The sequence below is a fragment of the Mesorhizobium sp. WSM2561 genome, from assembly GCF_000513915.1.
Taxonomy (GTDB): Bacteria; Pseudomonadota; Alphaproteobacteria; order Rhizobiales; family Rhizobiaceae; genus Mesorhizobium; species Mesorhizobium muleiense.
In genome coordinates this window covers 13,114-32,159 of the sequence record NZ_AZUX01000038.1, presented here as the reverse complement: position 1 = coordinate 32,159, position 19,046 = coordinate 13,114, and the positions used below count along the sequence as shown (strand labels likewise).

The window sequence follows — 19,046 nt, the reverse complement described above, 5'->3', positions numbered from 1 at the left end:
GGGCCAAGACATCCATACCAGTCTCCTTTTAAGGTCCGGAACGAATGCTCAAACGCCTATCCCCGCGTGATCGTTTCGAACAGCTTGTCTCGACCTATGAGCCGATGCTGCGGACCGCGTTTTTCGAGGCGATCGACGACATCCGCTCCAACATCGTTCTGCGCCGTGTGGTGGAGAGCTTGGAGCGCGGCGACGTCAAGGACGCCATTGCAGCCATGAACCTCGACGAGGCCGCGTTTCGGCCGCTGGAAGAAGCCATCCGGCAGGCCTACAACGGCGGCGGTGTCGCCACGGTCGAACAGATGCCGGCGCTGCGCGATCCGAGCGGCCTTCAGGTCGTTCTTCGTTGGGATGCGCGCAATCTTACGGCTGAGACCTGGTTGCGCGAGCACTCGGCGCAACTGGTCACCAACATTGTTGCTGATCAACAAGTTGCGATCCGTGCCGCTTTTTCTAAGGGCCTTGCCCGTGGCGCCAATCCAACGAGGGCCGCATTGGAGGTAGTAGGCCGCGTCAACAGGGTGATTGGCCGCGGAGGAGGTAGGGTGATCGGGCTCACCACAGTTCAGAGCGACTATGTTGCCCGAGCCCGCGATGAACTGCTTTCCGGCGAGCCCGACCAGTTGCGGGCCTATCTGAATCGGAAGCGACGCGACAAACGTTTCGACCGCACGATCACAGCTGCGATCCGAGATGGTAAACCAATCCCTACCAACCTGGTGGCGCGGATCATTGGCCGATATTCCGACAGCCTTTTGAAGCTCCGCGCCGACACGATTGGACTGCACGAGACGTTTGCCGCGCTTGGAGCTTCGAAAGACATCGCATTTCAGCAGGCGATGGCCAAGGGCGCGGTGAGGGCGGAAGCCATCACGAAGGGCTGGAAACACACGCCGCAGGATCATCCTCGCGTTCAGAGGGTGGTCGATGCCGATAATTCTCGCTTGGACCGGTTCATAGTCATCGTCTTCGTCCGCCATCGTCCCCCCCGTATCGGACAGCGGCGCTCTGAATTCACAACGATGCAACCACTGCCTTGTCTTCGCGTTTAGCCGCCTTCAAACCTGGTGAGCGACAAAGATGCCGGCGTTTATTCCGATTACAATTTACCTGAATGACAGATCGATGCTGATTGCGTCGATCCCCGATGCTGAGACGGCGCTTCAGCAACCATGGCCATTCATGGACAAGCCATCCCGACTTGAAGCAATTCGAATGATCGAGGAATGCCTGGCTGGACACTGCACCCAACAAGCCGCGTTCGACGCCTTCAAGGCGGCCGCAAGTGAACAGGGGCTTCTTAAGCGAAAGCCTCCAAGCATAGGCCTCAGGAAATTCGACGGGGTTGCCGAAGACCTGCTGTGAGGTGATGGATCGAATAATGGGAACGCTGGCCAGCATGTTTTTATTGCCGCAGGCGGAATTACGTTCTGTTCGCTCTGGCTAATATAAGCCGACCACCTAGAATCGAATGGGTGCGTAAAATTGTAAGTACCGGTGAAGGCCGGCTTGAGTTCATTCCGCCGATGATGCCAACCCTGGTCGCCAAGCCGCCCCAAGGCGATGACTGGATGCATGAAGCCAAATTCGACGGCTACCGCACCCAAATCATCATCGACGCCGGCAGTGCGCGGATCTTCACCCGCCGCGGACTCGACTGGACCTCCAAATACCGCGACCTAACTGCGGCGGCGCGAACGCTGGACGTCGAGAATGCCATCATCGACGGCGAAGTCGTCGTCTTGAATGAGGATGGCATTTCGGATTTTGCCGCCCTGCGGAAGGCGATCACGCGGCGCCAGCACGACCTCTACTTCGTCGCTTTCGATCTTCTACACCTCAACAGCCACGACCTTCGCGACATGGCACTGGAAGACCGGCGGGAAATTTTGGCCGGACTTATTGAACCCGGCGGCCGAATCCACTTCAGCGAGGCGCTGCCAGGCGAGGCGAACGCGATTTATCACCTCGTCGACACGGCCGGCCTGGAGGGGATGCTATCAAAGCGCGCGGGCTCTAAATACCGCAGCGGTCCGACTACCAATTGGCTGAAGACAAAGTCCTTCACCGAAAGCGAGTTTGAACTTCTCGGCGTCGAACGCGAGAGGGGCAAGCCGGCATTCGCCCTCATGGCCGAGCCCGGCACCCGCAAATACGTCGGCAGTGCCTTCGTCAGCGTCAATCGCGAGATGCGGGAGCGGCTTTGGAAACGAGTGCAGGAACACGCCGGGCCACCGCCCAAGGACATGCCAAAGCGGCCGGCAACGCAGTGGGTCAAGCCGGGGCTGATCGGCCGTGTCAAGCATCTACGCGGCGAGGACGACTTGCGGCACGCGTCCTTGCAGGATTTCCGGGAAGAGGGTTGAGCCCGCGCATCAATTGAGCGAGGTCGAGCAGCGCGACCTTGCGGACCGACACGGCTATTCGCGTTCAGGTGATGCATCGTGGGTCCAGGTCGCCCGGTTCAATGCGAAATGGTATGCTCTTCATATTTATCGGCAAGGGAGGTTCGTTATGCCTGTAACGGTTGGGGCGCACCATCTGACGTTGTTCACACACGACATGGATCGTTTCATTCGCTTCTATGTAGAAATCTTCGACGCGGAAACGAAGTTCGATCTGTCCGAGCCCGGTCCCGGTGGCGGCACTCTTCGTCACTCACTTATCGACGTTGGAGGTGGCTTTGCCCTTCATCCGTTCCAAATGTCAAAACCAACGGGGTATGAAGATGGATCGATGCAGATGGGGAAGAGAGGTCACATAGATCATCTCGCGCTGAAGGTAGACGATGAAGAACGCTTGCAGGAAGTCAGGCGACGTCTGGTGAAGGCAGGCGCTTCGGATGGGACCATTACAGATTTCGGCGCTGTCCGTCTTGTGACCTTCAAGGACCCCGATGGAATGGAGGGCGAGGTCGCACGGTGGACCGATAGCAAACGCGTGCTCGGCTTTGAAGAACGCAAGCAGGAGCTTTGGCNAGCTTGTCTCGACCTATGAGCCGATGCTGCGGACCGCGTTTTTCGAGGCGATCGACGACATCCGCTCCAACATCGTTCTGCGCCGTGTGGTGGAGCGCTTGGAGCGCGGCGACGTCAACGGACGATGCGCCAGCCGCCAAACAGCGTGCCTAGCGCCAGCATTGCCTGGCAGGTGATCACCACCCAGAAGGGCACGTAGAACTCGCCCCCGAGCATGCCCTGCGAGTAGAGCAGCACCGCGATGATGCCCATCGTTTTCTGCGCATCATTGCCGCCATGGCCGAGCGAATAGAGTGACGCCGACACGAATTGCAGGGTGCGGAAGGTGTTGTCGACCGCGAACGGCGTCTGGCGCACGAAAATCCAGGAGACGGTGAGTATCAGCACCAGAGCCAGCACGAAGCCGGTGAGCGGCGACAGCACGATGGCCGCGACCGTCTTCAGCAGCCCCGACCAGACGATGGCGACGCTTCCCGCCTTGGCGACAGCCCCGCCGACCAGCCCGCCGATCAGCGCATGCGAGCTCGACGAGGGTATGCCGTAGAGCCAGGTGATGATGTTCCAGGCGATTGCGCCGACGAGCGCCGCGAACACGACCTGCGGCGTCACGATGTCGGCGCTGACGATGCCCCTGCCGATTGTCTCGGCGACGTGGAGCCCGAAGAACAGGAAGGCGATGAAATTGAAGAAGGCCGCCCAGAAGACCGCATATTGCGGGCGCAGCACACGCGTCGAGACGATAGTGGCGATGGAGTTCGCAGCGTCATGCAGGCCGTTCAGGAAATCGAAGAACAAAGCGACGCCGATAAGGCCGACGAGAAGCGGAAAGGCGAGAGTGGGGTCCATCCGCTCAAACGTTCTCGATCACGATGCCGCTGATCTCGTTGGCGACGTCTTCGAAGCGGTCGACCACCTTTTCCAGCTGGCCATAGAGCTCGCTGCCGACGATCCACGCCATGGCGTCGGTCCTGCCGTGCCGCTGGAACAGTTCCTTCAGGCCTGCGTCGTGCAGCCCGTCGGCGCGCTCCTCGACCTTGGTGATCTCCTCGGCAAGGGCGCCGAGCCGTGTGACGTTGGCGCCGACTTTTTCCAGCAGCGGGATCGCCTCGGCGGTCAGATGCGCGGCCTCGACGATGACGGCGCCCATCTCGCGCATACGCGGCTCGAAGCTCGTTTGCTCGAACAGCCTCACCATCTTGACCACCTTGTGCATCATGTCGATGGCGTCATCCATCGACTGGATCAGGTCCTTGATGTCGCCACGGTCAAAAGGGGTGATGAAGCTCTGCGCACGGCGAGCAGCACCTCGCGGGTGACCACGTCGGCCTGGTCCTCGAGCTCGACGATCGCACGGCAATGGCGCTCGACGCCCTCGCCGCCATCGAGCAGCTTCTGCAGCGCCTCAGCGCCGGCGACCAGGATGCGGGAATGGCGCTCGAAGAGGTCGAAGAACTTGTCCTCGCGGGGCAGAAGCGCACGAAACCAATTGAGCATGTTTTATCCTGTAGCGTTCAGAAATGAGCCAGTTCAGGCGCTATAGATTCCAGTAGGGCAGCCAACTCCGGTTCATCGACCAGGAGTGCTGCTTGATCCGGCTTAAGCCAGGCCCGTCTTCGATACTTCTGCTCCTTCCATTCATCCAGCTCCTGCTGCACGTGAAGCGGGTATACTTCAACGGTTACCGGGACAAACGTGTCCTTCAATCGTTTCCAATAATGGAAGCTGCCAACGGATTGCTCATGCAAAGTGCCCACTACTCCGGCCTCCTCACCCGCCTCTTGAGCTGCAGCCTCGCAGTCTCGTCGAGCCTTCATCGGCCACCCCTTGGGCAAGATGAAGCGGCCCGTTTGCCGAGACGTTAGCAGCAAGATTTCAGTATCTCCGTTTGCAGCGCGGCGATAAGGCAAAGCGGCAACCTGTGCGATGGGCTTACCACGGCGCGCTCGCTTCCCCAGCTTCTTTTTCTTCAAAGGCCTGGCCATCCATTTCGCAAGATATTAGCCCGTATGTCGGTAGCTGGCTAAATTTTTTGCGAAAGCCAAAGGATCTTCGTTGAGTCAATAGTGCTGCTTGCTGTGAATGTCAGCTATCAGGCAGCAAACATCCTCATGAAGGGCAGCTCAGGGTCAGAGGTGTCGGTTCAGGGAACGGTTACTTGCGCCACCAACGTGCCCGCCCGTTTCGGCCACTATGTCTAGGAACAGATCATGGAAGCCGGCTCGGAATACGACATCGTCCCCTTCGGGACCGAGGCGTTGCATGTCCTGCGCGCCGAGCGCGGCTTCGTAGCGGTCGGACAGGACACTGACGGGACGGTCACTCCCATGGACCTTGGCATGGGCTGGATCGTGTCGAAGAAGAAAAGCGACTTCATCGGCAAACGCGGATTCTCCGCTCCGGAGGTGGCACGCGAGGGTTGCAAGCAGCTGGTGGGGCTTCTGACCGAAAAGCCCAACTACGTGATCCCGTTCGGCTCGCATCTGGTCGAGAATGCCACCCAGAAGCCGCCAGTCAAAACGGTTGGCTGGGTCTGCTCGACCTATTGGTCCGAAACGCTGGGGCGCTCGATCGCACTCGCGTTGGTGGAGAACGGCCGCGCGCGCATCGGCCAGTCCTCGACCGTCCGCAACATCAACGGCGATGTGGAAAGGTAACCTTCACGCAGCCGTGCTTCTTCGATCCAAAAGGAGAACGTTCAAATGCTTAGTCGTGTCGGATTCGAGCCCGTTGCACGCTCGCTAATTTCGGCAAAGGCGCCCGTACGCGGCGTGGCAAGCCTGGACCAGGTTGACCAATTCGGTGCGATCAACCTGCGCCTACCCGATGCAACCCTGCCTGCCAAAGCGACGAAGGAGTACGGATTGCTGCTGCCCGCAAGCCCCAACACCTTCACTCAACAAGGCGACGTGACGGTGCTATGGCTGGGCCCAGACGAGTGGATGATCCACGCGCCTCTCAAAAAAACCCACGACCTCAAGCAGGGACTGGAGGCGAAGCTGGGGGGCCGGCACGCTGCGGTGACAGATGTTTCGGACAACTCTGTAGCCATGGAACTCGGCGGCCAATCCGCCCGGCGCATTCTTGAGAAGGGATGCCCGCTCGACCTCCACCCGCGCGCGTTCGGCGCCGGCCAATGCGCTCAGAGCCATTTTCTCCAGGCGGTGATCCTGCTCGCTCAGATCGAAAGCGATCGTTTCCTGCTTCGGGTGCGCCGATCGATGAGCGAGTACCTTTGGGATGCCCTCGCCGACGCCATCCTGAAAGAAGGTCGGAACTGAATCTTCCAAGCGGCCCTGCGCTATCGCTGTGGGGATGAACGCCATGCTACATGTGCACTGCTGGTCGACGGCGGTGCGCCGCGCAACAACATTTATGATATGTGCTTCGAAAGTCGCATAAAAGGGCAGTCTGGAACTGGCCTCTCGCGAGGGCCATCGACCGATCGCATCAGGCCGTATCTAAGGCCACAAGAAAAACCGGCGGTTTGCAATCCTTGCTGCGACTGCGCTGAGTCAAGCTCTGATCGGGCGCGTTGCCCGACCGTTGTGCGGGAGGGACTCTATGGCCCAGCAGGAGCAGGTGCAGCTGGAGGGCAGCGCCGCGGACTTAACGAGCGCTACTGTTATGACAGCAGGAACGAAGAAGCAGTCCTCATTGGCCGATGCATGCTATGCACGCCCAGCATGGTGCGGACATAGGCGAACTCCGGCGAAGAGTTTGACAGCGGAGATCAGCGCAAGATGTCCGACAGGCTCTCGGGCTTCTTCTCGCCAAGCGACAGATCAAGGCCCGACAGAAGGTCGATGAGATGACTTCGCATCAGGTCGGACGCGTTTTTTGCGTCGTGCTTTTCGATTGCATCGACGAGAGCGCGATGGGCGTGGCTTTCGCAGGTAGTGTCGCGGCGGTGCCAGTAGAGCGCGATGATCAGCGACGACCGCGACAACAGGTCTTTGACGAAGCCGGTCAGGATCGAATGGCCGGCGATTTCGGCGATGCCGACATGGAATTTTGCCGACAGCATTATGGCGTCGCTGTCGCGGCCGGCATGCAGGGCCTCGTGCTCTTTTTCGAGATGAAGCCGCAGTTGCGCGATCTCGGCCGGCTTTGCCACGTCGGCGGCAAGCGCCGCTACCTTGGGCTCGATCAGCGCCCGCGCTTCGAACACCTCGCGCGCTTCCTGCTTGGTCGGCTGGGCGACGAACGCGCCGCGGTTCGGCTCGAGCCGGGCCAAGCGGTCATGCGACAGCGCCTGCAGCGCCGCGCGTATCACCGCGCGGCTCACCGAATAGATCGAGGCGAGTTCGTCCTCGGGTAGTTTTGTGCCCGGTGCGAGGCGGTGGCTGACGATGGCGTCGCGCAGGCCGGCATAGACCGGAAACCAGCGCATCGCCGGCTTGTCGTCCCGTGTCTTTGGTCGAAGCAGGTCCATCGTCTCATTGTCCCGGCGGCCGGATGGCATAGCGGCGCGAGCACCGCGTTTCAGGCCGGACATCGAACATCCTGTGCGGGAATGTCAACAAATTTGCACGCATCAGGGTGCACGGCCGGAGGGCGAGAAGGGCGCAAAGATTCCGGCGAAGGATTTTTCGAGTGGAAGCTGGTAGCCGCCGCGCTTCGAGGTCGACAGGCCAAGGCCGACGAGGCTCTCGCAGAGTTTTACCGCGCAGGCGACGCCGTCGAGCACGGGAAGGCCATGTTCGCGGCTGAGCGCGGCGGCGAGATCGGCCATGCCGGCGCATCCCAGCACAATCGCTTCGGCCCGGTCGTCGCGGATGGCGCACTCGATCTCCTCAGAAATTCGATGGCGGGCGTTGGAGCCGGGCACTTCGAGCTCCAGAACGGGAACGTCGCTTGCCCGCACCCTGGCGCAGCGGCTGGCGAGGCCGTAGCGCACCAGATTGTGCTCGATCGCCGGCACCGAACGCGACAGCGTCGTCACCACGCTGAACTTGCCGGCAATCAGGCTCGCCATGTGAAACGCCGCTTCGCCGATGCCGACCACCGGCATCTCGCCGACGCAGCGTACTGCGTCGAGGCCGGTGTCGTCGAAGCAGGCGATGACACAGGCGCTCGCCGCCGGATGTCTCTGGATCTCGCCGATCATTCCCGGGATGGCGAAGACCTCGTCGAAATAGCCTTCGACGCTCGGCGGCCCGTCCTTCGGATTGACGGCGATGATCCTGGTGCCGGCCGAAGCCGCGCCGCGCGCCGCCTCGCCAATCTTTTCGGTCATAGACGCGGTGGTGTTGGGATTGACGACGAGTATGTCCATTTGCGCTTTCATATTTCGCCGCCGAGATAGAGTTTCTTGACCCGGTCGTCGCCAAGCAGCTCAGCCGAATGTCCGGCCAGCGCGATCTTTCCGGTCGTCAGTGCGTAGGCGCGCTGCGAAATGCGCAGCGCCATGCGCGAATTCTGCTCGACCAAGAGAACGCTGACCTTTTCGTCGCGATTGATCGCCACGATGGAGCGGGCGATGTCCTGGACGAGCTTCGGCGCGACGCCGAGCGAGGGTTCATCGAGCAGCAGAAGCTTCGGTTTGGCCATCAGCGCCCGCCCGATCACCAGCATCTGCTGTTCGCCGCCGCTCATCGTGCCCGCCGTCTGGGAATAGCGTTCCTTCAGGCGCGGAAAGCGCCCGAGCACCATGTCCAGCGTGCTGGCGATCTCGGACTTGTCGGTGCGGGTGAAGGCGCCCATCATCAGATTGTCGCGCACTGTCATGTAGGAAAAGACGCGCCGACCCTCCGGCACCATGGCGATGCCCATCCTGACCAGCTCGTTCGGGCGCGTTCCGTCGATGCGGTGGCCCCGGAAATGAATCTCGCCGCTGCGGACTTTCTTCAGGCCGGTGATGGCGCGCAGGATCGAGGATTTGCCCGCGCCGTTCGCGCCGATCAGCGCGACGGTCTCGCCCTCGTTGACGTTGAGCGACACGCCCTTCAGTGCATAGACATGATCGTAGTAGAGTTCGACATCGGAGACTTTCAGCAGTTCGCTCATGGCTAAAATCCGATCGTCTCATCTTCGGCGCCGAGATAGGCCTCGATGACCTTTTCGTTCTCCTGGATTTCCTTCGGCGTTCCCTCGGCGATTTTCACACCGAAGTTCAGGACGACGATGCGGTCGGAAATGTTCATGACGGCGGGCATATCGTGCTCGACCAGCAGGACAGTCACGCCGCGCTTCCGCACGCCGCGCACCATCTCCACCGCGCGCACGGTTTCGTCATGGTTCATGCCGGCGAAGGGCTCGTCGAGCAGAAGCACGGTCGGGTTGGTGGCGAGCCCGATGGCAATCCCGAGCGCGCGCAGATGGCCGTGCGGCAGAGTGCTGGCGATCTCATGCCGTTGCGCGCCGAGATCGAGGAAGTCGATGATCGCGTCGGCCGAGCGGCCGAATTCATCCTCGTCGCGCCGTGCGGTATTCGTGCCGAGATAGAAGCCGGCAAGGCTGGCATTAGAACGCAGGTGATGCGCGATGATGACATTGTCGCGCACCGTCATGCCCTTGAAGATCGTCGTCTCCTGGAACGTGCGCACCACGCCCTTCCGGGCGACGATATGCGGCGCCAGGCCTGAAATCCGCTCTCCCCGGAACAGCACTTCGCCCGAGGTCGGATTGAGGAAAGAGGAAATCAGCTTGAACAGCGTCGACTTGCCGGCGCCGTTGGGGCCGATGACGGAGAGGATTTCGCGTTCGCGGACCGCGAAGGAAACATTGTTGACCGCGACCAGCCCGCCGAAGCGTTTGGTCACGGCCTTGATCTGGAGAAGCTCAGTCATGGTCCTAGCCCTGCTTCTTGCCGAACAGCCTGAGGCTGAGCAGGCCGTTGGGAAGGAACAGCATCAGCGCGATCAGCACCGAAGAGAAGATCAGCAACTGGAACTCGCCGGTCTCGAACAGGAAATCCCAGCCGAAATAGAGCACGAAGGTGCCGATCATCGGCCCGAAGACGTGGCCGAGCCCGCCGAGGAAGCAGTTCAGCATGAAGTTCACCGAGTCGGTGACGGTGAAGCTCGACGGATAGATCGACTGCGAGATGGCGACGAACATCGCACCGCCGAGACCGCCGAGGAATGAGGAGATGGCGTAGGCGATAACGCGCAGATAGGCGATGTTGACGCCGATCGAGGAGGCCAGTTCCTCGTTCTGCTGCAACGACTGGCAGAGTTTGCCGATGCGCGAATGGACTAGGCGGTAGAGTGCCGCAAAGCACAGCACCATCAGCACAACCGACACCAGATAGAAGGCGGGACGCGGATTGGCGAGCGTCGCGAAATCTGGAAGGATTGTCAGCCCGAAGATCGAGATGCCGCCGGGGAGCGGAATGCTGACCATGCCCTTGGCTCCGTTGGTGATCGGCAGCGCCAGCGCGAGCAGCCGCGCCACTTCGGTCAAAACCAGCGTGACCATGGCGAAATAGACGCCGCGAAGCCTGAGGATGGGCAGTCCGATCAGCACGCTTGCAGCGGCGCAGAATAGCCCGGCCAGCGGCAGTGTCAGCCAGAACGACACACCGTACTGAACGACAAGAATGGCCGAAACATAGCCGCCCATAAGCGCGAAGGCGCCCTGGCCGATATTGATGCGGCCGATGTAGAAAGTCACCCACACCCCGGCGCTGGCTATGCTGAGCAGCGCGACCGAGGTCAGCGTGTAGTAGAGGTCGAGCCGACCGGTCGCCTCGATCAGCCAGGGCACGCCGACGAGTACGACCAGCAGGAAGACAGCGACGGCGAGGATGTTGCGTGTACGCTTCATGTCCATCATCCCCACGGCTTGCCCATGAGCCCGTTCGGGCGGATGCTCAGAAACACCATGAGCGCGGCGAAGATGACGAGATACGTGACGTCGCCATATTGGCGTAGCACCGTCAGGCAGACCGATTCCATCATGCCGAGGATGAAGCCGCCGGCGATCGCTCCGCTGACCACGCCGGCCCCGCCGATCATCACCATCAAGAACGCCTTGATCGAGATCGGCCCGCCGATGCCCGAATTGACGCCGGTGATGGCGACAAGCAGCCCGCCGACTATGCCGGCAAGCATGGCACCGAGCGCAAAGCCGATCATCGAATAGCGGTCGACCTCGACGCCCATCAGCTGCGCCGCGACCCGGTCCTGCGCCAGCGCCCTCATGGCGCGTCCCGGCTTGCTGTACTGCATGAAAAGCACGAAGGATGCGATGAACAGTATGGCGAGAGCGCCGACCAGCAGCCGGTCGTAAGGCATTATGAGGCTGTCGGAGACGAAGACGCCGTTGACGATCTTCGGCACGCCGCGCTGCTTTTCACCGAACAGGAGGAGGATCACGGCGTCGAGGAAGAATGCGACCGCCGCCGCGAGAAGCATCGTACTTTCCTCCCGCACACTTCGCTTAATCACCGTCCTGAAAAGGAATTTCTCGACAAGCGCTCCAATGACCAGCAGCGTGATCCCGGACGCGACGAGCGCGACGACGAAAGGCATGCCGAGCTGGCCATAGACGGTGTAGGTGACGAAGCCGCCGAGAACGTACATCTGCCCATGGGCAAAGTTAAGCACGTTCATCAGCGCGAAGATTAGGGTCAGACCGAGCGCGATCAAGGCGTATTGCGCGCCAAGATAAAGCCCGTTGGCGATGACTTGTTCCATCAGGATGGTTCCGGCCGTTCAGAGGCTGAAGACGAATGCTCGAGCCTCTGCGGCAATCCGCTTCGGTGCAGTTGCGTCAATCGACTTGAGCGACGAAGAGCGTCTCGAACTTGCCGTCGCGGTATTCCGTGACCACCATCGGGACCGAAAGCTGGCGCTTCTGGCCAAACGACGTCATTCCGACATAGGTCAGCTTGGCATCGTCCTTCAGATAGGGATTGGGCGCCGAGAAAGTGTCGATCGTCTTCTTGAACTCCTCGACATTGTCGATCGCGGCCGGGTTCGCCTTTAGCGTCTCGATGATGTATTCCAGCGCATAGACCTTGGTGTTGGACTCGTCATTGTATTCGCCGAACATTTTCGTATAGCGTTCGACGAACTCCTTCATCGTGTCGGACGCGATTTCGGGCGTCGATGCGCCGCCGACCGAGATGAAGCCGTTGGCCAACTCGCCCGCGCCCTCTTCCAGCACCTTGGCATCCTGCGCCGTTTCGGTGGAGATCAGGCCTTCGTAGCCGAGCTCGCGCGCGGCGCGGATCAGCAGCGGCGCATTCCCGGGCGCGACACCCGAAAGCACCAGCAGGTCCGGTTTTTGCAAAACGATCGGCGTCAGTACCGGCGTGAAATCGCGAGTATCGTTTTGGTAGACATCCGTGGCAGCCACAACCTCGAGCCCGAGCGCCTTTGCCGCGGCAACACCGCCATCCCGCTGGCTCAGCGGATCGGATTCGTTGGCGGCGACAAAGGCAACTTTTTTCACGCCCCTGTTTTCCATGAGATATTTGTAGATCGCCGGAGCCGACTGGTAGTTGGCGATCATGCCGAGCACGGCGTTGGACGCCGGCGGGGTGTAGAGTTCCTTCGGGAATGCGTAGGGAAAATAGATGATGCCCTTGGATTCTGCCACGGGACGCACCGCCGCCGCGCCGTCGTCGACATTCGGACCGACGACATAGTGGATGCCCTCCTGGGCCATCTTCTCCATGCCGGCGATCGCCCGCTTCGGGTCCTTCTGGTCGTCGAAGGTGACGATTTTGATGTCATAGGTCTCGTCCCCAATCTTCACACCGCCGGTTTCGTTGATCCAGGTGGCGCGTGTCTGCATCGAGCGGACGTTGGATGTGCCCCACGCAGCGGCCGCGCCACTCGTCACGCCGACAAAGCCGATCTTGAGTTCCTTGTTGGCGGCGTGCACCGTGATTGTGCCGCCGGCCATAATTGCCAGCGCGGAGACGGCGCCGAGCGCGGCGAATGTGATTATTGAACGTCTGTTGATCATTGTTCTTTCCCCTTTGGAGGCCGCGCATTGTTGCGACAGAACTCGACCGATACGCGGACTTTTGTGAGTGAAGGCTCAAATCCATCACATGTCAACCAAACGTTCTCAGATTGTTGACAATCTTGTGAGCGGTCGTAGATGAAGAACGTAGGACCGATCGCGGTTCGGTGCTTTGCTCGAGAGATCGGGTACAGCGATGGGCTGCTTGAGTAAGCCTGCGGTTACCTTTCGGATGCCCTGAGGCTCCGCGCCGCCTCATCGAGTGCCAGCGGATCGTCACCGAGGCGATCGATAAGGTCTTGAGCTTGGTCGCCGGTTATACCTGTTCTCATCGCCAGCGCTTCCGCTGCCTCAACATCCGATTGACCAGCGGCGCGCTTGCCTTGCTTCTCTCGGCTTTGGGCCTGCGCGGGAGCTGGTACGTCGGCGCCGGACATTGCCGGTGGACGAGCACCAAGCGAGCGGTCTTCCTTCTCGATTTCCAAGGTCGCCTGATTCCAATGACGCTCGTGCAGACCGTGCGTCTGGCCTTCTCGTTCCCAGATCTCATATGCGCGGCGCCGAATGCGTTCCTGTTTGTCGTCTGACATGAACGTTCCTCCTTGTGGGTTCTCACCCAACGCGAAGGAGCGTCGGAACGATCCGACCCTAGACGCCTATTTCGGAGAAAAGAGAGACCCGGAAGGCTAGCTTCCGGAAGACCGTGCCTGCCGCGTTTGCGATGCCGCGATGCGTGAGGTGGCCTGGAGAAAATCCTCGTGCGCTGCTCGGGAGCAAACACCACGAAGGAACGTGACAGGCTCTGCGATCGTTGAAGACCTTTGATCGAGCCATATCATGCCATCGACCTCGATACGAAAAATGGCATACGATCCCGACAGCAGAATCCTCTCGGTGTGGTTCGTCGCCAGCGGCAAATGGTACGAGTTTGAGGACGTGCCGCCGGAGACCTTCGCCGCGTTCGAAGCCGCCTTTGCCAAGGGCCGCTTCTTCAACGAACACATCCGCAATCACTTCCGCTACCGTCTGGTTGGACCCGCGGTCGACTGAGCAGCATCAGCGGACGATCTCTCTTTTGGCAGGGATGCGGCTCATTCGTCGCGGCCGCCAGCCTTTGCGAGGGCAAGGTCGGACATCGGAACGAAAGGCGGATTCGCGAATTCTATTGCTAGATAATCGGAATCGTCGTCCATGAGGCTCGCGACCCTCCACCTTGAAACTGCGAGATACGGCGATGTATATCGCGCCGAAAGGCTCGCGCGGCTGAGGCAGCAAATGATCCGGCACATCAAGCGTACTGACGCCTCGGCTCAAAAAGTCGAGCAAGCGCTGGCTAGTTTGGCCGAAGCAAACGCACCCATGCACCGGCTCGCGCGGCATCAGTAGGGCCGCGCTCATGCGCGCCCCGCATCGGCACGATGTGCGGCGGTTGCTGCATGTGGCGTCCTCTCCACATCCGTTTCGCGATGCCTGTCCTTTACCCCCCTTGGGGCGCGGGCTTCATTCGTCCATGGTGGCTAAGACCAGAACGGCCCGAGGACGAACACGGCCATTAGCGCAACAAAAAGCAAAGCGGCGATCACGGCGCCCCACATGAGCACCCTTCCGGTGCCGCGTTTCTCTTCCTCGCGAGATAAGTCTCTCAACATCGCGCGAATCCTTTTGTGAAGTTCGATGACTTAGCAACGTGTTCTTGTCGACGCCGGTTCCCCCACGCGATCCCTCCTACCAACGCGCGGCAAAGGTCCGGCTCGCCGCCACAACCTTGCTTGATTTCGATGGCCTCATGCTCGGACTTGGCTCGGCACTCAAATGCCAAGCGCGACGGATAAGCAATTCGGGAAAAAGTTCTCCAGTTATTTTGCCGGTTTGGCAGAGTTCAACGACGTTCTAAATGCAGCCGGCTTTTTGATGTCGGGCGGCGACCACGAAACTGAGATCGCCATTCTCAAAGGGCGATGCGGCGCGCCAAAAACCTAATATCGGTGGCTTCGGCTCTTGGCGTTCCGTTGGCGTTCATCGGGTTAGCCGGTTGACAGTCTCGATGATGGCTTTAGCAAGGGCTTCGCCCTCATGGATGGGCTCCGGGCCGTAGAGCAGCACAACGGCTTCCTCGCTTGGCAGCACGCCGGCGGGGCAGGTCTGTTCAATAGCCATGCGAACCAGCTTGAGGGCGGCCCAGGCGTTGCGGATGTTCTCTTGGCCGTCCATGCTTTCTCGCTGAGATGGGGCGGCCCAGCAGTCAGTTGGAGTTTGGGTGGTGACCGCTGGGCCTAACCGGGCGGGGCGTCTTGCGGGACGGTCGCCGGCTACTTCTACCATAAGCAGATACATGCAACATTACTAATTTAGTAAAATGGTCACGTTCCGTTCCTCTGGCTGTCAAATCGGATGAGCCTAAGAGTCAATTTGGTGCCTAAAAGAGTGAATGCCGGCGGCCGGCTTAAGTTCATTCCTCCGATGATGCCTACCTTGGTCGCCAAGCCGCCCAAGGCGATGACTGGATGCATGAAGCCAAATTCGACGGCTACCGCTCGCAAATTATCATCGAGGACGGTGGCGTTCGCATTTTCACTCGGAGAGGCCTTGATTGGACTGCCAAGTACCGCGATCTCGCCGAGGCAGCCAAAGGTCTCAACGTACAGAACGCCATCATCGATGGCGAAATTATCGTCTCGAATGAGGATGGCATTCCGGATTTGCCGCCCTGCGGAAGGCGATCACGCGGCGCCAGCACGACCTCTACTTCGTCGCTTTCGATCTTCTACACCTCAACAGCCATGACCTTCGCGACATGGCACTGGAAGACCGGCGGGATATTTTGGCCGGACTTATTGAACCCGGCAGCCGAATCCAATTCAGCGAGGCGCTGCCAGGCGAGGCGAACGCGATTTATCACCTCGTCGACACGGCCGGCCTCGAGGGAATGCTATCAAAGCGCGCGGGCTCTAAATACCGCAGCGGTCCGACTACCAATTGGCTGAAGACAAAATCTTTCACCGAAAGCGAGTTTGAACTTCTTGGCGTCGAACGCGAGCGGGGCAAGCCAGCGTTTGCACTCATGGCGGAACCGGGCACTCGCAAATATGTCGGCAGTGCGTTCGTGAGCGTCAATCGCGAGATGCGGGAACGGCTGTGGAAGCGTGTCCAGGAACATGCCGGGCCACCGCCCAAGGACATGCCAAAGCGGCCGGCAACTCAGTGGGTCAAGCCGGGCATCATGGCCCGCGTGAAGCACCTGAGAGGCGAGGAAGACCTAAGGCACGCCTCGCTGCAGGATTTCTGGGACGAAGGAACTTAATACGTTCCGCCGGCTTGTGACGGAATGAGCACCCGCGGTACGGACTTCTTGCACAATGTGAAGCCCGCGCAAGCTTCCACACTGAGGGGCCCTTTTACGGGGCTAAGTCTGATCGATCCGGTGCTGGGCCTGTAGTACCCCACTGCACCCAAGGAGCAGTCTTTCCGGTTACGTCGATAACGGATTGCAACAGCGCCTCGTTCAATGTCCGCAATGTCCTGTAGTGGTCGCTGCGAGGCGATATGAGCGGCCGAGTGATGCTTTTGTGGAGCTTTTCAGCGTCCGCGAGAAAGCGTGCGATTTCGGCTTCTGAAAGCTGTTTGGAAAGTTTGTGTCTGGCCATTTTTGCGATCTCCGTTTGAGGATCGCCGCAACGGGGGTATGAGGACCATATTCCTATTGGCTCAGCAAGGGGCGGCCAAGGCTAGTTCTCTGCCTCAAGCGATTTTCGCGCCAACTGAGCGCAGCGCGCATCTTATCCACGCAGCGACGCGAATGGCATCTGGCGGAGGGGGTGCCCTGGCCGCTACCTCCGTCTTCCGGCCAATTCGTGCGGCTCGCTGCTCCCGGCAGCGGGCCGCTTCTTTCGCGCACGAGGCTGACATCAGCGGCAAGTCGTCTGCTACTTTTTCTTTGTCGCCAATCTGGTCCGGTCTGGACACATATGACGCGACGCTAATTTAATGCCAATGGCACGTTTTCTGTTGAGCCTCGTTTCGGTTTTATTTTGCAGCACGCTTCTCCAAGCGCAAGCGTGGCAGCTTTTCGGCGTCAGGCAGTTTGGCTTCATATTCGATGTTCCCCCTGGCTTTGTCCTGACGCAGCGTTCGGACCAGGGCGCGGAATTTCGGGGCGAAAACGATGCCCTTCTTACCGTGTGGGGCGCAAGGCTCGGCGAGCACAGTTTTCGCGCCGAGATCGAGCACCGCATGGTCGAGGATGAAAAGGAGGGCTGGAAACTGACGTATAGGCGCGTCACGCCGAGATGGGCCAGCTACTCGGGTATCAAGAACGAACAGATCCGGTATGTCCGCGCCATTGCGGTCTGCAACGACCGTGCCGCGCTCTTTGTCATAAATTACAGCAGCGATGAAAAAATCCCGTACGATCCGATTGTGGTGCGAATGGTGCGATCCCTAAAGGCGGAAGGTTGCTGAGAACCGTTAAACAGTCCATCCATCTCAAACCCGTCATGGCGCTTTCCGCCGTTGCTTCGAAGACGGATCGTCAGCCGGTCCAACGCCATCCTTCTTCACAATCATTCCTGACTACGAAGGCCAGCAGCGGGCAGCGCAATCGCGATTGGAAGCCAACTTACGAAGGAGGGGCTGTGAGGGTGGCCGGCGCCGCTTGTGGGGGGCGTTGGGGTAGATTGCCTGTAGGGCGCCGGCCAGGCGGATTGGGGTCCGCCGCACAAACAAGCTAACAGAGGTTGGGGGCGGGCGGAGGTACGCGATCACGGAAGTCATAAGCGGGTTTAATCCACCATGTCCCGTAGCGGCTTTTTTCGCTTTGGCGGACTGTACTTCTCGACCAGCCTAATCTTCCCCATGTCGACCGTCACCAGCGGTCCGAGATCGACGGTCACCCTGCCGCCTTCCTCGTCCATGCGCGTGACCTCGCCGGTAAGCTCGATCTGCTGCCCCTTCTTGACCGTGGTATGATCGATGATCGAATGCGGGAATCCATAGCTCGGGATGGAAACGCTAACGCGGTCCTCCGTGACCCGTCTGCGGACGGTGACCGTGATCGCCACCAGATCTCCAATCCCCATTCCCCACACCATTCCATGAGTCTGGAGCGGCCGGCACCTTAGTAAAGTGATAGCTAATATAGGTGACCGCTTCATCCAATCGATGGACGAAGCCCATCAAGGGCCGGTGCTATTTTGGATGGATGTCGCGACCTTGCTTATCCCCGAGCCAGCTTGCCATCGCTATGCTCGCGATCAGCGTCAGCTATGCCGAAGCCGCGGACCGTAAGGTCGAAACCGCGGCGCCCGGTACGTACGCCAATTCGAAGAACCTGGTCAAGCTCACTCTTCGAAGTCCTCGGTGACAAGTGTTTTCTCGTCAAAGGTTCGATGATCTATGGCGATATCGCCGATCTCTCCCAGATAGCCACTTTGAGCCGGTAACCGAAGCAACAGCAACAACGGCACTAGACGCTAATCTTCCGCTGCCTTACCCCGGCGCCTACATCGGGATGACATTCCCCCGCTCAGAATATCTACCAAGACGATCCTCGACGCCATTGTGCATTACGACGCCGGTTTAGCTGACGATCCTCGTCACGGCCCACTAGCCGTTCGACCGTTGGTAGTGTCTCAGTTTGAAATTCAACGCGGAAGATTTGCATTTCGCACTCCGGCCCGACTCTCCTATATGCAAAGCGGAAAGCATGTGGAGCAGCGCCGTGATTGTCACCGGCGATCTGATCGGCACGAATTTCGTCGAACCGGTTTTCCAGTTCGACGCTCTTGCGGGCGAGACGCGACTTGGCGGTTTTGAGATCTTTTGTGCGCAAGGATCGGACCACGAGTTGTCGCCCGTATATAGGGGCAATGTCCGTAGGAACCCAAATTCGACAGTAAAAAGTGCCGCTGCGCGTCATCATCCGTTCGGGCAGTGTCGCCCTCCGATTCGAGCCCCGACTATAACAGTCACTGTTACAACTGGGCCGAACTGGAAAAGCGAATCAGAACCTGAATGAAATCAGGTACTTACAAGATGATGGTGCCCAGAAGAGGACTCGAACCTCCACTCCTTGCGGAACACGGACCTGAACCGTGCGCGTCTACCAATTCCGCCATCTGGGCTGGTGCGGGCTCTTTAGGCGGGCAAAGGGTG

The 19,046-nt window shown here is 59.8% G+C and carries 20 protein-coding genes, 1 tRNA gene and 3 pseudogenes; 10 read left to right on the top strand and 14 right to left on the bottom strand.

The genetic code is table 11. From position 1 onward, the window contains the following. Positions 1 to 170 precede the first annotated feature (170 nt). The 4 genes from M727_RS37485 to M727_RS37475 all read left to right on the top strand — a co-directional run bounded on the left by M727_RS37485 (position 171) and on the right by M727_RS37475 (position 2,997). Positions 171 to 1,052 (top strand): head morphogenesis protein, encoded by an 882-nt coding sequence (locus M727_RS37485; RefSeq protein ID WP_245269007.1) that lies wholly within the window; start codon positions 171 to 173, stop codon positions 1,050 to 1,052. A 28-nt stretch (positions 1,053 to 1,080) separates the two neighbouring features. Beyond that, positions 1,081 to 1,365, top strand: a complete 285-nt coding sequence (locus M727_RS37480; protein ID WP_051505740.1) for a DUF982 domain-containing protein — start codon at positions 1,081 to 1,083, stop codon at positions 1,363 to 1,365. Between the two features lie 164 nt (positions 1,366 to 1,529). Further along, positions 1,530 to 2,366, top strand: a complete 837-nt coding sequence (locus tag M727_RS0125705; RefSeq protein ID WP_027155041.1) for an ATP-dependent DNA ligase — start codon at positions 1,530 to 1,532, stop codon at positions 2,364 to 2,366. Between the two features lie 13 nt (positions 2,367 to 2,379). Next, a complete protein-coding gene (locus tag M727_RS37475; protein ID WP_245269004.1) occupies positions 2,380 to 2,997 on the top strand; it encodes a VOC family protein in 618 nt (205 codons plus the stop codon). Positions 2,998 to 3,098: 101 nt separating this feature from the next. On the opposite strand, the pseudogene M727_RS37470 reads toward M727_RS37475, so the two are convergent. The 3 genes and pseudogenes from M727_RS37470 to M727_RS0125685 all read right to left on the bottom strand — a co-directional run. Beyond that, a pseudogene (locus M727_RS37470) lies at positions 3,099 to 3,824 on the bottom strand (anion permease); the annotation flags it as partial. A gap of 4 nt (positions 3,825 to 3,828) precedes the next feature. After that, positions 3,829 to 4,472, bottom strand: a pseudogene (locus tag M727_RS37465) (DUF47 domain-containing protein). 17 nt (positions 4,473 to 4,489) lie between these two features. Next, positions 4,490 to 4,948 (bottom strand): NUDIX hydrolase, encoded by a 459-nt coding sequence (locus M727_RS0125685; RefSeq protein ID WP_348627184.1) that lies wholly within the window; start codon positions 4,946 to 4,948, stop codon positions 4,490 to 4,492. Between the two features lie 237 nt (positions 4,949 to 5,185). On the opposite strand from M727_RS0125685, the gene M727_RS37460 reads away from it, so the two are divergent. Then, positions 5,186 to 5,632 carry a glycine cleavage T C-terminal barrel domain-containing protein gene (locus tag M727_RS37460; RefSeq protein ID WP_027155039.1) on the top strand — a complete coding sequence of 149 codons (447 nt, stop codon included), beginning with the start codon at positions 5,186 to 5,188 and terminating at the stop codon, positions 5,630 to 5,632. 45 nt (positions 5,633 to 5,677) lie between these two features. Beyond that, positions 5,678 to 6,256, top strand: a complete 579-nt coding sequence (locus M727_RS37455; protein ID WP_084646888.1) for a sarcosine oxidase subunit gamma family protein — start codon at positions 5,678 to 5,680, stop codon at positions 6,254 to 6,256. Positions 6,257 to 6,708: 452 nt separating this feature from the next. Here M727_RS37455 and M727_RS0125670 read toward each other — a convergent pair whose 3' ends face one another. From M727_RS0125670 to M727_RS0125635, 8 genes are all read right to left on the bottom strand, one after another. Next, entirely contained in the window at positions 6,709 to 7,410 is a 702-nt protein-coding gene (locus tag M727_RS0125670; RefSeq protein ID WP_031254144.1) for a GntR family transcriptional regulator, read from the bottom strand. Between the two features lie 102 nt (positions 7,411 to 7,512). Then, entirely contained in the window at positions 7,513 to 8,253 is a 741-nt protein-coding gene (locus tag M727_RS0125665; protein ID WP_027155037.1) for an aspartate/glutamate racemase family protein, read from the bottom strand. An 8-nt stretch (positions 8,254 to 8,261) separates the two neighbouring features. Beyond that, positions 8,262 to 8,984 carry an ABC transporter ATP-binding protein gene (locus M727_RS0125660; protein ID WP_027155036.1) on the bottom strand — a complete coding sequence of 241 codons (723 nt, stop codon included), beginning with the start codon at positions 8,982 to 8,984 and terminating at the stop codon, positions 8,262 to 8,264. Positions 8,985 to 8,986: 2 nt separating this feature from the next. Beyond that, positions 8,987 to 9,766, bottom strand: coding sequence for an ABC transporter ATP-binding protein (locus M727_RS0125655; RefSeq protein ID WP_027155035.1), 780 nt, complete (start codon positions 9,764 to 9,766; stop codon positions 8,987 to 8,989). A gap of 4 nt (positions 9,767 to 9,770) precedes the next feature. Next, positions 9,771 to 10,745 (bottom strand): branched-chain amino acid ABC transporter permease, encoded by a 975-nt coding sequence (locus tag M727_RS0125650; protein WP_023797267.1) that lies wholly within the window; start codon positions 10,743 to 10,745, stop codon positions 9,771 to 9,773. Positions 10,746 to 10,750: 5 nt separating this feature from the next. Then, positions 10,751 to 11,617, bottom strand: a complete 867-nt coding sequence (locus M727_RS0125645) for a branched-chain amino acid ABC transporter permease (RefSeq protein WP_027155034.1) — start codon at positions 11,615 to 11,617, stop codon at positions 10,751 to 10,753. 76 nt (positions 11,618 to 11,693) lie between these two features. Continuing rightward, a complete protein-coding gene (locus M727_RS0125640; RefSeq protein ID WP_027155033.1) occupies positions 11,694 to 12,896 on the bottom strand; it encodes an ABC transporter substrate-binding protein in 1,203 nt (400 codons plus the stop codon). A 221-nt stretch (positions 12,897 to 13,117) separates the two neighbouring features. After that, entirely contained in the window at positions 13,118 to 13,486 is a 369-nt protein-coding gene (locus M727_RS0125635; RefSeq protein WP_027155032.1) for a DUF2934 domain-containing protein, read from the bottom strand. Between the two features lie 247 nt (positions 13,487 to 13,733). Between M727_RS0125635 and M727_RS0125630 the strand changes: the two genes are divergently transcribed. Together M727_RS0125630 and M727_RS41765 are read left to right on the top strand one after the other, a co-directional pair. Beyond that, on the top strand, positions 13,734 to 13,946 hold the full coding sequence (locus M727_RS0125630; protein ID WP_027155031.1) for a KTSC domain-containing protein: 213 nt from the start codon (positions 13,734 to 13,736) through the stop codon (positions 13,944 to 13,946). 762 nt (positions 13,947 to 14,708) lie between these two features. Next, entirely contained in the window at positions 14,709 to 14,876 is a 168-nt protein-coding gene (locus M727_RS41765) for a hypothetical protein (protein ID WP_156941629.1), read from the top strand. A gap of 36 nt (positions 14,877 to 14,912) precedes the next feature. Here M727_RS41765 and M727_RS0125605 read toward each other — a convergent pair whose 3' ends face one another. Then, a complete protein-coding gene (locus M727_RS0125605) occupies positions 14,913 to 15,107 on the bottom strand; it encodes a hypothetical protein (protein WP_027155029.1) in 195 nt (64 codons plus the stop codon). Between the two features lie 252 nt (positions 15,108 to 15,359). On the opposite strand from M727_RS0125605, the pseudogene M727_RS37450 reads away from it, so the two are divergent. Next, positions 15,360 to 16,197, top strand: a pseudogene (locus tag M727_RS37450) (ATP-dependent DNA ligase). Between the two features lie 689 nt (positions 16,198 to 16,886). Continuing rightward, entirely contained in the window at positions 16,887 to 17,354 is a 468-nt protein-coding gene (locus tag M727_RS0125590) for a hypothetical protein (protein WP_027155027.1), read from the top strand. Positions 17,355 to 17,674: 320 nt separating this feature from the next. On the opposite strand, the gene M727_RS0125585 is transcribed toward M727_RS0125590, so the two are convergent. Next, positions 17,675 to 17,983: a hypothetical protein gene (locus M727_RS0125585; protein ID WP_027155026.1), complete on the bottom strand. Its 309-nt coding sequence runs from the start codon at positions 17,981 to 17,983 to the stop codon at positions 17,675 to 17,677. A 947-nt stretch (positions 17,984 to 18,930) separates the two neighbouring features. Further along, a tRNA-Leu gene (locus tag M727_RS0125575) sits at positions 18,931 to 19,015 on the bottom strand. Positions 19,016 to 19,046: the final 31 nt, after the last annotated feature.